This is a genomic window from Galbibacter kalidii, assembly GCF_026241135.1.
Taxonomy (GTDB): Bacteria; Bacteroidota; Bacteroidia; order Flavobacteriales; family Flavobacteriaceae; genus Galbibacter.
Genome location: NZ_JAPFGA010000001.1, coordinates 148,536 through 165,305 on the forward strand (window position 1 = coordinate 148,536; position 16,770 = coordinate 165,305).

Sequence of the window (16,770 nt, forward strand, 5' to 3'; positions counted from 1 at the left end):
TAAAAAATTGTTAAATGATAATACAGTTAGGGATTAACTGATAAGATAATAAAAAAACTCCCCAAAAATGAGGAGTTTGTATAAAAGTATGTTGTGATTTTTTATTTGTGTTCGTAGATTTTGTTGTAGAGATCGATATATTTTTCCTTGATGATACGTCTTTTTAATTTTAGTGTTGGAGTAAGGTGACCTTCTTCTATACTCCATTCGTCCGGAGTGAGTTCAAAACGTTTTATTTGTTCCCAGTGACCAAACTTTTTATTATACAGGTCGACCTCTTCTTGTATTCTTTCTATGAGTTTTGGGTTAGCAATCATTTCTTTTTGACTGTCTCCCAATGCTACACCATGTCTTTTTGCCCATTCCTGAATAAATTCAAAATTGGGTTGGATCAGGGCTGTTGGCATTTTCTCTCCTTCTCCCATGACCATGATTTGTTCTATAAAACGGGATTGTTTCATTAGGTTTTCAATAAGCTGTGGGGCTATATATTTACCTCCCGAAGTTTTAAACATTTCTTTTTTACGGTCGGTAATCTTTAAAAAGCCTTCATTGTCGATCTCACCGATATCTCCGGTGTGGAAATAACCATCGTTAACTACTTCTTTGGTTTTTTCTTCGTTTTTATAATAACCAATCATAACATTGGGACCTTTACAAAGAATTTCACCATCTTGGGCGATCTTTACATCAACACCGGGAAGCATTTTACCTACAGTTCCTATTTTCCAACCGCGATTGTTTTGGTCATTTACCGCTATAACGGGAGAGGTCTCTGTGAGTCCGTAGCCTTCCATAACCGGGATATTGGCAGCACCAAATACTCTAGAAAGTCTAGGTTGTAGTGCTGCACTTCCGGAAACCATGATTTTCAGGTTGCCTCCCAATCCTTTTTGCCATTTACTGAATACCAGTTTTCTGGCAATACCCAATTTAAATTTATACCAACCTCCGTTGGCATCATAAGGTTGAAATTTATGTCCGAGTTCGATGGCCCAAAAGAAAAGTTTCTTTTTGATGCCGCTTAGTTCGGCTCCTTTAGCATATATTTTGTCATACACTTTTTCCAGAAGTCGGGGGACGACGGTCATGACGTGAGGTTTTACCTCTTTCAGGTTATCACTGATCTTATCGATGGATTCTGCAAAGTAAATCTTGATGCCACAGTATTGGTACAGATAAACAACCATCCGTTCAAAAATATGGCAGATAGGGAGGAAACTCAGCGCTTTGTCTCCTGAATCAAGCGGAACACGTTCTTCACTTGCCAATACATTGGATACGATATTGTCGTGGGACAACATCACACCTTTAGGTCTTCCTGTGGTTCCGGAGGTATAAATGATGGTTGCCAGATCATCAGGTTTTACGGCTTCTTTTCTTTTTTCAACTTCATTCTGATTGGAATCGTCTTTTCCTAGTTCTAAAACTTCATTCCAGTTTTTGACACCTTTTAGGTCTTTAAAGCTATAAACTTCCTTGAGGTTTGGAATGTTTTGTTTGACTGCATTTAGTTTCTCTAAAATATCATCATCAGAAACAAAACAATATGACGCTCCTGAATGATTCAAGATATATTCATAATCTTCTTCAGAAATCGTAGGGTAGATAGGAACATTTTGTGCTCCTGTCTGTAAGATACCGATATCGGCAATATGCCATTCGGTTCTATTGGTGTTGGTGATAGCGGCTATCTTGTCGTTGGGTTGAATACCAAGACGCAACAATCCTCTACTGAATTGATTCACTTTATCAACATATTCTTGAGAAGATGTGTTCACCCATTCATTTCCATATTTAGTAGAAAAGGCAATGTCTAAATTAAATTTTTCCAATTGATAATATGGAAAATCGAACAAACGGGTTACTTTACTCATAAGGTTGAATGCTAATTATCAGATTTGCAAAATATGAAATTTACGGACTATTTTCAAAAGAACTCATAAAAAAAGGATAGTTACATTGAAAATATCAGAAAACATTTTCCATAGCTTTTAAGAAATCATCTTTTTTAGTCCGTGATAGGCTTACTGGTTGTCCACCGTTCATTAAAATATAACCACCGTCGGTTTTTATGTATTTTTTTACTTCGGATAGATTGATGAGATAACTATTGTGCACCCGCATAAAAGGTGGGTAGGGTAGTAATTTTTCGTATTCTTTTAAGTGCTTGCTCACCAAAATAGTGGTATTATCAGTTAGGATAAATTGGGTGTAAGACCCCTCGGATTTGCAGAAGGCAATGTTTTGTACAGGTAAAAATTCGATGCCATCTGTTGTGCTAAGGCAGATATTTTGCTGTTTATGTTTGGCTTGTGTTACTTTTAAGTTTTGTAGCAGGGTTTCAAGTTGTTTTTTATAATCGGTTTTGTTCTTGATATGTTTTGCCTTTTCTACAGCTTCGATGAGTTCGTCTATGTCAATGGGTTTTAACAGGTAATCCAGTGAACTCATTTTTAAAGCCTTGATGGCGTACTGCTCGAAAGCGGTGGTGAAAATCACTTCAAAATGTTGGTCGGACAGCTGCTCCAACACATCAAAACCGGTACCTGTTTGTAATTCGATATCCAAGAAAACCAAATCGGGTCGATGTGCTTTTATAGTGGCAACGGCTTCTTTTACATTGGAGGCCGTGGCCAGCACCTCAATGTCTTCACAAAATTCGAATATGAGTTTTTTAAGGGTTTCTCGACTGTGTTTTTCGTCATCTATGATGATGGATGTTAGTATCATATCGCTAGCTATTATTCTTGTAAAGGGATTTTTAAAACTACGGTGGTACCTGTAGGGTTTCCTTTGGCATCAGTTTTATCGGTTATCGTTAGTAATTTTTTATCTGTTTGATCATAAAACAGGCTACTTATACGTTTTTGAGTAACTTCCATGCCACGAGATTTTCTGTTTTTTTGAAACCGTTTTAATTGCCCCGAAGCTTTTCGGCCTATACCGTTATCGTCTATGATGCATTCCAAGAAGATGCCTTTTTCACTAAAGGAGATATCCAAATGTTTTTCAACTTCCTTTTTGTTGAGCAGTCCATGAAGGATTGCGTTTTCAACAAAGGGCTGAATCATTAATTGGGGAACTTCGATATGGTTAGGGCGGATGTTCTTATCTACTGAAATTTTGTACTTAAACGAATTGTCAAATCGCAGGGATTCGAGCTGGATATAGGTGTTGAGGAACTGGATTTCTTCGGAGAGTAAGATATTGTTTTCTATAGAATTTTCCATGGTTTGTCGCATCAGCCTGCTAAATTTATTGAGGTATTTTATGGCTGAAACTCGCTTGTTCGTGGTGATTAAATGCTGAATGGAATTGAGGGAATTGAAGATAAAATGCGGGTCTAATTGGGAGCGTAATAACTTGCGGTAGTTTTGGATAGCCACTTCCTGAAGCTGTGTTTTTTCTTCGTTTTCCATTCTGATTTTGTAACCCAAACCAAGCAGAAATATGGTGATTTCGGCTAGCACTCCCATTTTTAGGTAATCCCCGTTAGCAAAAGCGTACAGTAGCATGGAGCCCAGTCCATACAAAAATGAACCCACCACGATAAACCAGTTGAGGTTGGTTTTTCGGTTAATTATCAAATAAACCATACCAAACAACACCAAGACCGAGAGGAAACTGGCCCGAACATCTAGCAGTGTTAGGTGCCAGCTATACCGTGCTATCATAATCGAAGTACTTTCAACTATGATAAGTACCACTAGTATGACAATGGCATAACTTATCACCTTGTTGAGAAGCGGGTATTTATTTTTGGTATCTAAAAAATAGCGTACAAACAACAGGTAGAAAATATTTGAAAGCATTTCAAGTACGGCATTGAGTACAAACGACGTTTTGGAATAGAGGCCAATAACGGTATCGTAAAAATCCCATACCCCACGAAGTAAATACAGCCCAACACCTATAATGTAAAGTATGTAAAAAAGGTATTCGCGCCTTCTGTGAGTGGCATAAAAAACCAGTGCCATGAGTACGCCCATAATTGCTCCGCCCAAAAACAGGTGTGATATGTTAGTGTTGGACAAATACCGTTTTGAAACAAATTGCTCTCGGAACTGTGAGAGAGTTTCGGGGTAAAAAACAAACCCTTTTTTTGCCAAAGAAGATCGGACGGTTGATATGGAAAACTTCAGGTAAAGGTAGCGACCGTCAATCAGACTTTTTTTAGTGAAAGGGAATTGACCCGTAAAATTTTTGTTGAGCTGAAAGCTACCCATGATTTTAGACTGGATACCGTTTTCGGTTTGATAAAAAATCACGCCTTTGTTGAGATAGCCCGTTCGCAGGATCCAGTTGTTTCGGGATAGTAGAGAACTGTGTTCAAAAAAATCCAGTTTTACCCAGTAAATATCATCGGGATGGGTTTTGGTAAAGTGCGATTTGTCTTGATAAGATAAGGTACTTGCTTCTTTAATAGTAATGGTGTCTTGAGTGGTTTTGTACAGTAAAAAAGACACTTGATACAAAGGATTGAGCTGTTTGTCTTGTGTAAATCCAAAGCAAGTAAAAAGCAGGAATAAAAGAAGGGTTGGTTTTGATTTCATCTGTCTTATAAAGATATAAAGATAGGCTTTAACCGGTCGCTATTTTTTACAAAAAACACTTATTTTATAGCCTATCCAATAGAATGTCAGGCAATTCAAGATAAATGAGGGGATGTAAATCGATAGATCGTTCACAAAAATGCCAAGCAGTTCAAAACTCATACCCAAAACATAGGCCCAAGGAATAAAGGCAAAAAGAAGCAAGATACCACAAAATGAGTCATTGCAAGTTTTGGAATTCACGTAAAAACCAATGACCAGTAATACATAGAGTATTAAAAACAAACTGCCTAAACGGTTTGGTTTATTATGTTTTAAAAAATGATTCAGCATAATTTAAAAGACCGGCCGGCAGCTTTTTAAGGTATTAATTATCCAATCCAAAAAGGGTAGAGGCTTGGTCGAAAGTTTTCGGAATACCACCATTATTAAAGTTGAAGGCTTGTGCCATGGTAGCAGGGACCAATACATAGCGCAAGGTGTAATCAGGGTTGTTCTGCACTTCTACATAAACGCCATTGGCACCGGGATCCTCTAATCTTACTAAAATTCCTACCTTATTCTCGCTGGGGGCATTGACCGTAAGGTATTTAAACACGATGTCGTCATCGGCATCAAATGGCAAGGGATGTATTATAGAATTATCGTTTCCAAAGTCTGTTTTTAAATACATCAATACCATACCGCCGTTATCGACTAGATCGGTAATTTCCGGTATATCAACATACATCTCGCTTAGTGTAGGGATGGCATTGTCCCACTCAATGGTAAACCAGTTAGATGCTGTCACGTTGGCGTTACCATCTTGTCCGTCAGGGCCTTGCGGTCCCATTTCACCATCTACCCCATCGAGGCCGTCTTCGCTCGAGCAGGAGGTTAGAGTCAAGCTGAAGCCCAGAAAAGCAAAGAAGGCTAGTTTTACAAAATTCAAAGTTTGTGTTTTCATAGTTTTAATGTTTAAATGAATAAAAAATGTTAAGTTGTACTTGCTTTTAAGTTGGGCAGCTCTATCAGTATGGTATTTTGATTGCCGTTGAGAACTGCCTTCTTTTTTATGTTATAACCTTTTATGCGGTTCATCAATCGTATTTGGTCTTGCCATTTAAGCATTTGTGTCCTGTATTTTGGGTTGTTTTGCAAGTTGTTTTTTATGCTGAAATAACTGCCGGCTTCAATTTTTATCAAAACGGTGTTTGGTTTGGACTTTATGTACAGTTGTATTTTAAAACCTTTGGGGGTATTGCTGGGTGTATTTTCAATAAGGTTTTCCAGAAGGGGTTGTAACACAAAAGCTGGTATTATGCCTGCTGTATTGTCTATTGTTTTTGGGATTATTTTAAAACTAAACTTGCCTTGATAGCGCATATTCTGCAAGCTTAAGTAATGCCCTAACATTTTAACTTCACTGTTGAGCGCTACGGTGTCAGAGCCTAAGTGTCCGAGATAAAACCGTACCAATCGGCTAAATGTGGTTAAGTATCGCAAGGCTGTGGTTTTTTTTTCAGAAAGGATAAAATGCTGAATGGCATTTAAGGTATTGAACACAAAATGTGGGTTCAGTTGGTTGCTCAATACCCTTATTTTTAGATCCAGAAATTCTTTTTGAAGCAAAAACCGCTTTTTTTGTTCTTCTCTAATACGGTTGTTTACCCTCAAGTTTTGTATGCTAACAGCGCACAGGTTGGCAATGCCGGTTAGTATGCGCAGATGCTGGTCGGTAAAGAAATCTTGTTCGGGGTGCTCGCAATCTATAACACCTATTACCCTGTTTTCTATTACAAAGGGTACGGCAATTTCAGACAGCCTTACATCGTCGTCGGTAATGTAGAGTGGTTCTTTACGGGTATCTTTTATAATTTTAGCCTTGCCGATTTTGGCCACATGGCCCGATATGCCTTTTCCAAGTGGGATTTCAATAGGGTTGTACACCCTGTAATCTTTTGGGTTTTTTGGTCCATAGGCCGCTTTTTGCATCAGTACGCCCCGCTTGGCATCTAATAGGTAAATAACACAATCCACAAGGTTTAGTTGCGAAATGCAGTTTTTAGCAACGTCCCAAAGCAGTTCTTCTTCAGTTTCCTTTTTTAAGGTTGAAACCGAAAAATGAAGCAAAATCTCTTCAAAACGTTTATTGCTAAATACTTTATGTGTGCGGTGTGGTTGCATACGTTTTTTTAAAAGCCACATCATAGACAATGCGCCTGTTTGCTAGCGTAACTTATTCTAATCAATTCACTGTTTTATTGCGTAATGTAAATGTCCAGTTTAACCCAAGATTCAGGTGAGGCAGTGTGTTGGTCCGTAACTTTTACCAAACCAATACGGTCATCATCAGTTTTGAAACTGAATATTTTTCCTACTGTGTTGGCACTTTCCAGTTTTTGCTCATGCGAGTTAAAATCAGCTTCGTCGTAGGCATTCATAACCAAAAAAGTCTCGTATGCGCTTATATCGCTCCAGTCAATATTTTCCTGGACTTTAAACTGGGTGGTGGCGAGTGTGTTTAGGCCGTTTGTTACATTGTCTTCCAGGCCGTTGACAACTGTCGGAGAACCCAAGTAAAAACCGGAACCATCATTAACGCTGTAAACCATGGCTATTTTGTCATCGTAGCCCAAATCGTAGAACTGACCAAGGCTGGTAGCTTGACAAGTGTTATCTTCAATATGAAGGAAGCAAGATGTGTCTGCATTAAAACCGGTTATCGGGAAACTTTGTTTTAATTCCACACTTGCGAAGTGCAACAGGGGGTTTTTAACCTTGGCAGCACCAAAGGATATTTCGGCTGTGGCATCGTTTTGATCAGTAACCACTGCTTTAAATCCTAAAGCCTTATCTACATCGTCGTTGCTGAAAATGTAGTTTAGCGTATAGGTTTGCACATTGCCTTCTACATAATCGGGCGAATTGGCATCTAAAGACTCGTACTGGTTTTCACTTCCGTTTTCAATTTTGATTATTTCAAGCGATTTAAACCCTTCTTCGGCCGTGCCTTCTATGGTATAGATCATGGCGCCGCTTTGTGGTGCACCTACTACACCGTGAAGGGTTTCGTTGTAGCCCGATTCTTGTACTTCTACTGTTGGTAGTACGACTTCGGGGGGTGGAGTGGGCGTGCTGCCACCATCGTCTTTGCTACAGCTGAATACTGCCATAGCCATAAATGTGTAAATACATGTTAGTTTTTTCATCACTAGATGTTTTTTAAATGATTAAACAGGACAAACTTATAATGAAGCCATCGGTTTATATGGGTAAGATTGATCAATGGTGGCTCTAAATTGATAGATGGAAAAAAAGAACCCTGACCTTAAAGAAAATTAAGGTGTTTCAATAGGTACCTTACCCTTAATTAACTTCTATTGAACTGTAACTATGGACGTCAACGACGATTTGGCCATGCCGGTGTATTCAACTTCTCCGTTTTTCCATACGGTAGCTATGTTGGTGTTTGCTTCTGTGGTGGTGTAACCAACCACATATACATCGTTGCCCAAAACTGAAACATCTAACGCATAGGCACTGGCAACACCGGTGGTTAGGTCTTGACCCACACCGTTTTTCCAAAGCTTTGCAATGGTTTTTTCTTGGGCGTTTTCTTCGTATCCTGCAACATAAATATCGCCATTGTTAACGGTTATAGCGTAAGCCCAAGCGTTGGTGTTGCCATTTGTAAAGGGTTCTGCTACACCATTTTTCCATATTTGGGCCACCCAAGTACTGTTTATGCGTTCGTAACCCGCAATGTACACATCGGTGTTTGCTTTATCTATAACAATATCGCGGGCAACTGCATTGTTGTTGCCATCGGAGAGTTCTTGTGCTGTTCCGTTTTTCCAGAGTTTGGCTACGTTGGCGCCGTTGCCATTGCGTTCCCTTCCTACTACATAAACATCGTTTTTAAAAACCGTAATGGCTTGTGCGTTGGCATCAAGAGAGCCATCTGTAAGGTGTTGTGGAATGCCGTTTTTCCAGACAGTTGCCATATAATTTTCAGCCTCGGCACTACTGCTTATGCCTGTTGCATACACATCGTTTACGGAAACTGCCACACCTTTGACATAAGCGCTATGTAAACCGTCTGAGAGCTCTTGTGCTGTACCGTTTTTCCAAAGTTTAGCCACCATGGCTGTGCCGTTGGATTCGTTTCCAGCTACGTACACATCATTTTCCGAAACTGCCACGCCCCAAGCATAGGCGTTCTTTTCACCAGAACTTAAGTCTTCGGTAATGCCATTGTCTATTATTTGTGAAACATTGGCCATGCCGTTGTCAGTATGACCTGCCATAAAAATTCCTGTTTTAGTAACAGTAGGGATTGGTGTCGGACTATCGTCGTTACTACAATTTAGCGTTAATAACGCGATACCTAGTAATGGTAAATATTTTAGTGTTTTCATTAAATTTTGTTTTGATTAAACAAAATCAATGTATGATGAAACCGTCTATTTATAGGTAGTGGATTGACAAATGGTAGGTTTCAATTGACGGTTTACAAAAAAAAGCCGCTTGGTGTATGACAACCAAACGACTTTTGAGGTTAATGTTTTAAATGTAAAAGCTATTTTGAAGACTTCTCTAGCCACTTTCGTGCATTGACAAAAGCTTCTAACCAAGGCGATACCTCGTCTTTGCGACCCTGCGGATAGTGCGCCCAGTTCCATTGGAAGATAGAACGCTCAAAATGTGGCATGGTCACCAAATGCCTTCCATTGTCAGATACTATCATGGCTGTGTTGTAATCGGAGCCATTCGGGTTGGCAGGATAACCTTCATAACCGTATTTAGCAACGATATTGTATTTGTTCTCTTCGTAAGGGAAACTGAATTTTCCTTCTCCGTGAGATACCCAGATCCCCAGTTTACTACCTGCTAAAGACGACAACATCACCGAATTATTTTCCTGGATTTCTACGGAAGTGAAGATGCTTTCGTGCTTGTTACTTTCGTTGTGAAGCATTTTCGGTTTTTCACTATGATTAGGATTGATAAGCCCTAATTCTACAAAAAGCTGACATCCGTTACAGATTCCCACAGAAAGGGTATCCTCTCGTTTGAAAAAGTTCTCCAGTACTGTTTTGGCCTTTTCGTTGTAAAGGAAAGCTCCTGCCCATCCTTTGGCGGATCCTAAAACATCAGAGTTGGAAAAACCACCCACAGCACCGATAAATTGAATGTCTTCCAGTGTTTCACGCCCGGAGATCAGGTCGGTCATATGTACATCTTTTACATCAAAACCAGCCAAATACATGGCGTTGGCCATTTCCCTTTCTGAATTGGAGCCTTTTTCCCTTAAAATTGCGGCTTTGGGTTTAGCCCCCCCTTCTTTTGGAAGGGGGTTGGGGGGTAAGACTCCTGTAAAATGTTCTGGAAAGTTGTATTGTAGCGGCTGATTCTTATAATTCTGATAGCGTGCTTCAGCTCGTCCGTTTTTGCTTTGCTTTTGATCGAGTAGGAATGAGGTTTTGTACCAAACATCCCTCAGCTGACTAATACTGAATGAGAAATTGTCGTTGTTATTTTTCATCTGAAGACGATCGCCTTCAACCGGTTTCCCGATTTTGTGGAATGTAATTCCGGCTTCGGAAAGTGTATTTTCAATAACATTATCATCTTTACTTTGGAAAACAATTCCGGCATTTTCATTGAATAATAACTTGACAGAATCTTCCTCATTGATACTTGAAAGGTCGAGTAGTGCTCCCAGATTCACATCGGCAAAACACATTTCGAGCAGGGTGGTGATCAATCCTCCACTGGCGACATCGTGTCCAGCAAGAACCTGACCTTGGTTGATCAATTTTTGAATTGTATTGAAGGTGTTTTTTAATCCGGCTGCACTTTTGATTGTCGGAACTTCACTACCTATCATGTTCAAAATCTGACCAAATGAAGAACCACCTAATTTTAACTGATCTTCAGTAAGATTGATATAGTAGATGCTTCCACCGTTTCTTTGCAGTACGGGTTCAACCACCTTGTTGATATCGTTACAATGTCCCGCTGCAGAAATAATGACCGTTCCCGGAGCAATCACTTCTTCGTTGGGGTATTTTTGTTTCATGGAAAGTGAATCCTTTCCGGTAGGGATATTGATTCCCAATGCCACCGCAAAATCGGAACATCCCTTTACTGCTTCATATAATCGGGCATCTTCCCCTTCATTTTTACAGGGCCACATCCAGTTTGCCGAAAGCGATACCGATGTTAATCCATCCGCTAGTGGAGCCCAAATAATATTGGTCAGTGCCTCAGCAATGGAGTTTTTACTTCCTTCCACGGGATCAATCAAGGCGGATACCGGAGCATGTCCGATAGAGGTAGCGATCCCCTGTTTTCCCTTAAAATCCAAAGCCATGACACCGCAGTTGTTAAGTGGTAGTTGTAAAGGTCCGGCACATTGTTGCTTTGCCACACGCCCTCCAACACATCGGTCCACCTTATTGGTCAGCCAATCTTTACAGGCAACAGCTTCCAGTTGTAAAAGCTGTTCCAAATAGCTGTGTATTTTATCACTGTTGTAATCCGTATTTTTATAGTTGCGTATTACAGTTTTATCTGCCATAATGGTTTTGGGTGAACTCCCAAACATATCGGAAAGATCCATGTCCATAGGTTTGTCCCCTTTGGTAGCCGATTCAAAAGAGAAATGGTCGTCTCCGGTTACCTCGCCAACTTCATATATGGGAGCACGTTCACGCTCAGCGATTCTTTTTAGTTTCTCGGTATGTTCTTTGGCAATGACCAGTCCCATACGTTCCTGACTTTCGTTACCGATGATTTCCTTGGTCGATAGGGTAGGGTCACCGACGGGAAGTTTATCAAGGTCTATTTTTCCTCCGGTGTCTTCTACCAATTCAGAAAGACAGTTTAAATGTCCACCGGCACCATGATCGTGAATAGAAACAATATCGTTTTCTTCATTTTCTACCATTCCGCGTATCGCATTGGCCACTCGTTTTTGCATTTCGGGATTGGAACGTTGTACAGCATTCAATTCAATTCCGCTGCTGAATTCCCCAGTGTCTGCAGACGATACCGCAGCACCGCCCATTCCGATTCTGTAATTTTCACCACCCATGACAACGATTTTATCACTGGTTTTAGGGGTGTCTTTTTTGGCTTGTTCCTCTTTTCCATATCCAATACCTCCGGCTAGCATGATGACTTTGTCATAGCCTAGCTTTCGGGTGTCCCTGTCCCCCTCCAACTCCCCCAAATGTGAAGTGTCAAGATGTTTCCCCTCTTGGGGGGGATTAATGGGGGATTCTGTATGTTCAAATGTCAGTACAGATCCCGCAATCAATGGTTGTCCAAATTTATTTCCAAAGTCCGATGCCCCATTAGAGGCTTTGATAAGAATGTCGATAGGAGTTTGATAGAGCCAATCTCTTTCGTTCATGGCTTTTTCCCACGGACGGTTTTCTTCCAGACGGGAATAGGAAGTCATATAGACCGCAGTTCCGGCGAGCGGTAAAGAACCTTTCCCACCAGCAAGACGGTCGCGAATTTCCCCTCCTGAACCCGTTGCAGCTCCGTTGAATGGCTCTACCGTAGTTGGGAAGTTATGGGTTTCCGCTTTTAATGAAATAACGGAATTAAAATCTTTGGTTTGATAAAAGTCAGGGATGTCGGCACGCTTTGGGGCAAACTGTTCCACTTTTGGTCCTTTTAAAAAGGCAACATTGTCTTTGTATGCAGAAACAATAGTGTTTGGATGCTCCTTTGAGGTTTTTTTGATCATTTTAAAGAGCGATGTTGGCTTTTCCTCTCCATCGATCACAAAAGTACCGTTGAAAATCTTATGGCGACAGTGTTCTGAATTCACTTGGGCAAAACCGTAAACTTCGGAGTCGGTGAGTTTTCGTCCCAGTTTTTCAGAAAGCCCGTTCAAATAACTTACTTCTTCTTCATTGAGCGCCAAGCCTTCCTCTTGGTTGTAGGCTTTTATATCATTAATTTCCCTGATCCCTTCGGGCTGGATATCGATTTTGAAAATATCCTGATTTAACACAGCGTATTTTTGGGAAAGCATAGGATCATAACTCTTGTCGTCTTTGCTGCTGGCATAAAACTCCTCGATCCTGATGATTCCAGAAATGGCCATGTTCTGTGTGATTTCGACCGCATTGGTACTCCACGGGGTGATCATCGCTGCACGCGGACCAATAAAAAAATCCGCTAAAGCGGACTGTTCGATTTGTGGTTGGTTGCCAAACAGCCACGTTAATTTTGCTATGTTTTCCTGAGAAATTTGATTGTCCGTTTGAACGGCGAAGATTTTGTTTTCCGGGTTTCCGAAGAAAAGGATCATACTGTGTTGTGTTTGTGCCTTATTTGATATTAAGACATATTGTTTGATACAAAGCGCAAATTTAATGAATTACTCCTTATTTTTTGATAGAGAATTCGTTTAAATAATTTAAAAACCTAAAGAGTGTAAAAAATATGGTTATTTAAGTTTTGTGTTCAGTTTTCTTAGCGATTCAAGGCTTGTTTAATACCAGCTTTTACCAAAGGTTCCATGATTTTATATCCTTTAGAGGTAGGGTGTACACCATCTTCTGCAAGGTCTTTGCCCAATCCTTTTTTGTCGTTTACCATGGCGTTGTAATAGTCTACATATACAATATTGTTCTCCCCACAATACTGCTGCATCATTGTGTTTAATGCTATGACTTTATCAGCCGGTTTTATGGATTTTCGCCAAGGGAAATTATTGGCCGGAACGACAGAACAGACTACTACCTTTATTTGGTTTGCTTGTGCTAGATCTACCATGGAAATAATGTTACCGAATACGTCTTTGAGCTCAACAGGACCTGTGTTTTCAGCAATATCATTGATTCCGGCAAGAAGAACAACTACTTTTGGTTGCAAATCAATCACATCCCTACGAAAACGCAATAGCATTTGGGAAGTGGTTTGTCCGCTGATACCTCGATCGATATACGGATTCTCTTCAAAGAAATAGGGGTGTGTATTCTTCCACCCTTCAGTAATGGAATTTCCCATAAATACAACCCGGTCTTGATCAGGCTGAGGGATGGGTAAAGCTGTGTTTTCAGCTTCGTATTTACTGAAATCAGCAAACGCTACAGCCGTTTGTTGTGCAAAGAGTTTTAAAAAGCTTAGCATGATAATGACAAGGATATATTTTTTCATAATAATGAAATGATGTTTGAAAAATGATACCCAAATATAAATAAAGCATTGTAAACTTTGATCTATTTAGTATTACAAATCAAGGGTTGAAATATTAAAGTTATAACGGCAGCTTCCAATCTTCTGTATGTATGGAGGGTGAGCCCTTTAGTGGATCGAACCCTAGTTGCCTTTTTCATTGAAATTCTAATTTGTTTGTGTACTTACGGCCCAATAGTTACCTGCAAAATCGTAAAACGAGCCTCTTGTGTCAGGGTCGCCTTCTTTGTTTACAGGTTTTTCAATTATTTCGCAACCACTCTTAATTGCCAAGTCGAAAGTTTTGAATACATCTGGCACATAAATATGTAGCATTGTGGTGTTTGCAGGATAATTTTCTGTGCTATTGCTAATCATTAGGATACTGTCATCCAATTCCAGTTCTATATGTGCAATGATTCCATTTTCACGATCAAACCGCCTCAATTCCTTTGCTCCGAATATTGTTTTTAGTAAGTCTACTAATTTTTGGGCATTATTGGTAATTAAATATGGTGACAGTGCGTTATAATCTTTTGGTTTGTAGTCTGTTTTCATTTTCTTGATGTATTGATTTAATCTCACTTTTACTAATGACCGCTAATGTGTTTGCACACAGAGTAGTTGCGTGTAAATGAGCGCAAATTTTTCGATTAATTGCTAAGCTACAAAATACGAAAAATCCAATGAATTAAGAGCGTATAAACAATTTTTTACAAGGATGCTATTGCTGAATTTGACCACGACCACACTCGTCATATATCCAGCAACTGGGTAGGCGAAGTTGCTTTTGCCTATCCCGTCGCATGAGGTACTCAAAAGCAGGAAGAGGAGCTGTTAAGTTCATTAACCAAAAACTGCGCAATTGTTTGCACAAAAATGCGGCCTATTGCCACAAACATTACAAGAAGGTTTATTAGCCTATTTCCATCGATTTTCTGCTTTTTCCCCTCCCCAGATCAAGGTGGCCAGATATGGATTGTCTATAAACGGGTTTCTGTTGCCTTGTGCTTTTTGAATATACTTGTTGCGTTGTTCTTCAAAAGGGGAAACAGGGTCTTCAGCATTCCATTTTAAAAATAAAGCAATGCCTCCCATGTCTTCAAACGATTCATTGTAACGTAAATTCAAATACATGATCATTCGCGCCACATCACCTTTCCACTCATCGCCCGGATACCAACTGTTGTGTTTCAATTTATAAAAACCTTTCCCTTTCGTAAACGGATTGTTACTACGGCGTGTGTTGGTTCTTTGATCGCACACCCTAAGATGATGAAGATCGCCTTTGACTGTGTTTTCAATGAATGATTGCGGATAGACGTGTTCTGTGTTGAAGGTTTGTTTTTTGTATGGATTTCTTGACGACACATATTCTTTCCAATACCTAACCTCCCCTGAATACATTAGAATTACACTGTCCTTATGTTTCGGATGGGCGTCTATTCGATATAGATATTTATGACGTTCGCCATAGCTGAGAATATTAGTGTGTTTGGCAATGGTATTCACTGCCAGATTTTCATACAACGGAATGCTCCTCAGGCTAAAATCAACATCTTTATAATATTCTTTTAACTCTTTAGGGACTTTAAGTACTGTAGAATCTTGTTGAGGGTTAACAATATTTGCTGAAGCCGTTTCCTTGGTATTGATTTTACAGCTTAGACTGAGAATGATGAATATGAAAAAAGCAAGTTTTTGAAACATGTTATGGGTTATAAAATGAAACAACGGTCTTTCTGAATAACACAAATAGTGTAATCTTATTGTTTTTTTGCTAAAAGTGCCATATAAAATCCATCAAAACCGGATGTTGAAGCCAACACTTTTTTGTCTTTCACCAAGCCGAAATCTTTTCCATTTTCCGATTGCAAGAAAGCCTTCACTTGATCTTGGTTTTCTGAAGGAAGGATAGAGCAGGTGGCATACACCATTTTACCGCCCGGTTTTACCATTTTTGAATAATCGCGGAGGATCTCCTGCTGTGTTTTTTTGATATTGTCGATAAACTCCGGCTTTAGTTTCCATTTGGCATCCGGATTTCTGCGTAAAACCCCCAGACCGCTACAGGGTGCGTCTATTAAGACCCTATCCATTTGGTTGTGCAGTTTTTTGATGGTCTTGGTAGAAGTGATTTCCCGGGGTTCTATGTTGTGCGCACCATTTCTTTTGGCTCTTCGTTTTAGCTCTTTCAACTTAAAACCGTAGATGTCCATCGCAATAATCTGCCCTTTGTTGTCCATTTTGGCAGCCAGGTGTAGTGATTTCCCACCGGCTCCGGCGCAGGCATCCGCTATGCGCATTCCGGGTTTCACATCCAGAAAATCTGCAATCAGTTGGGAAGAAGCGTCCTGAACCTCAAAAAGCCCGTTCTTAAAGGCTTCGGTTTTAAAGACATTGCTACGTTCTTTCAATTGGAGGGCATCCGGATAGTTTTTTATAGCGATGGTAGCAATATCTTCATCGATCAAAAGGGCTTGTAAGGCTTTTTTGTTTGTTTTTAGGGTGTTAACGCGAATAACAACTTCCGCTTGCTGATTGAGCGCTTTTAGTTCCTTTTCCCAAGTAGCTTCTCCCAGCTCTTTACTCCCCATATCATCCAACCAATCGGGAATGGATTCTCGGCATTTTCTGATTTTTGAAAGCTCATCAAATCGTCCTTTGATTCTACGTGATGGTGTTCCTTCCAATTGTTTCCAATCGGGGAGTTGAATACCTTTTAGTGTTGCCCATACGGCAAAAATACGCCATAGGTTTTCTCTTGAAAAAGGTTCCTTTACTTCGGCAATTTCGCCGTAGAGACGTTTCCATCTCACAATATCATAGGTGGTTTCGGCAATAAATCCTCTGTCTCGAGAGCCCCATCTTTTGTCGCGTTTGAGTAGTTGTTGAACTACCTTGTCGGCATATTTGTCTTCATTGAAAATTAGGTTTAACCCATCAATAACAGCGTAAACGAGATTTCTGTGCAGTCGCATAGTTAAAAAAATAATTGGGTGCAAAGGTATTGCTTTGTAAGAGATTAAAC

General features: G+C 39.9%; 12 protein-coding genes. All 12 read right to left on the reverse strand.

Going from position 1 to position 16,770, the window contains the following annotated elements; translation table 11 throughout:
* Positions 1-101: 101 nt before the first annotated feature.
* Positions 102-1,877: an AMP-dependent synthetase/ligase gene (locus OOZ15_RS00670; RefSeq protein WP_265953725.1), complete on the reverse strand. Its 1,776-nt coding sequence runs from the start codon at positions 1,875-1,877 to the stop codon at positions 102-104.
* Positions 1,878-1,971: 94 nt separating this feature from the next.
* The gene (locus tag OOZ15_RS00675; RefSeq protein ID WP_265953726.1) at positions 1,972-2,733 is read right to left on the reverse strand and encodes a LytR/AlgR family response regulator transcription factor; all 762 of its coding nucleotides are present in this window, start codon (positions 2,731-2,733) and stop codon (positions 1,972-1,974) included.
* A gap of 11 nt (positions 2,734-2,744) precedes the next feature.
* The gene (locus OOZ15_RS00680; protein ID WP_265953727.1) at positions 2,745-4,556 is read right to left on the reverse strand and encodes a sensor histidine kinase; all 1,812 of its coding nucleotides are present in this window, start codon (positions 4,554-4,556) and stop codon (positions 2,745-2,747) included.
* A 367-nt stretch (positions 4,557-4,923) separates the two neighbouring features.
* Positions 4,924-5,502, reverse strand: coding sequence for a hypothetical protein (locus OOZ15_RS00685; RefSeq protein ID WP_265953728.1), 579 nt, complete (start codon positions 5,500-5,502; stop codon positions 4,924-4,926).
* 29 nt (positions 5,503-5,531) lie between these two features.
* Positions 5,532-6,722 carry a histidine kinase gene (locus OOZ15_RS00690; protein WP_265953729.1) on the reverse strand — a complete coding sequence of 397 codons (1,191 nt, stop codon included), beginning with the start codon at positions 6,720-6,722 and terminating at the stop codon, positions 5,532-5,534.
* Positions 6,723-6,796: 74 nt separating this feature from the next.
* Positions 6,797-7,747, reverse strand: a complete 951-nt coding sequence (locus tag OOZ15_RS00695; RefSeq protein ID WP_265953730.1) for a hypothetical protein — start codon at positions 7,745-7,747, stop codon at positions 6,797-6,799.
* 168 nt (positions 7,748-7,915) lie between these two features.
* On the reverse strand, positions 7,916-8,956 hold the full coding sequence (locus tag OOZ15_RS00700; protein ID WP_265953731.1) for a hypothetical protein: 1,041 nt from the start codon (positions 8,954-8,956) through the stop codon (positions 7,916-7,918).
* A gap of 161 nt (positions 8,957-9,117) precedes the next feature.
* Positions 9,118-12,870: a phosphoribosylformylglycinamidine synthase gene (gene purL, locus OOZ15_RS00705; RefSeq protein ID WP_265953732.1), complete on the reverse strand. Its 3,753-nt coding sequence runs from the start codon at positions 12,868-12,870 to the stop codon at positions 9,118-9,120.
* A gap of 164 nt (positions 12,871-13,034) precedes the next feature.
* On the reverse strand, positions 13,035-13,721 hold the full coding sequence (locus OOZ15_RS00710) for an SGNH/GDSL hydrolase family protein (RefSeq protein ID WP_265953733.1): 687 nt from the start codon (positions 13,719-13,721) through the stop codon (positions 13,035-13,037).
* A gap of 186 nt (positions 13,722-13,907) precedes the next feature.
* A complete protein-coding gene (locus tag OOZ15_RS00715) occupies positions 13,908-14,297 on the reverse strand; it encodes a VOC family protein (RefSeq protein WP_265953735.1) in 390 nt (129 codons plus the stop codon).
* A gap of 363 nt (positions 14,298-14,660) precedes the next feature.
* Complete coding sequence (locus OOZ15_RS00720; protein WP_265953736.1) at positions 14,661-15,449, reverse strand: endonuclease I family protein; 789 nt, start codon at positions 15,447-15,449, stop codon at positions 14,661-14,663.
* 56 nt (positions 15,450-15,505) lie between these two features.
* Positions 15,506-16,720 (reverse strand): RsmB/NOP family class I SAM-dependent RNA methyltransferase, encoded by a 1,215-nt coding sequence (locus tag OOZ15_RS00725; RefSeq protein WP_265953737.1) that lies wholly within the window; start codon positions 16,718-16,720, stop codon positions 15,506-15,508.
* Positions 16,721-16,770: the final 50 nt, after the last annotated feature.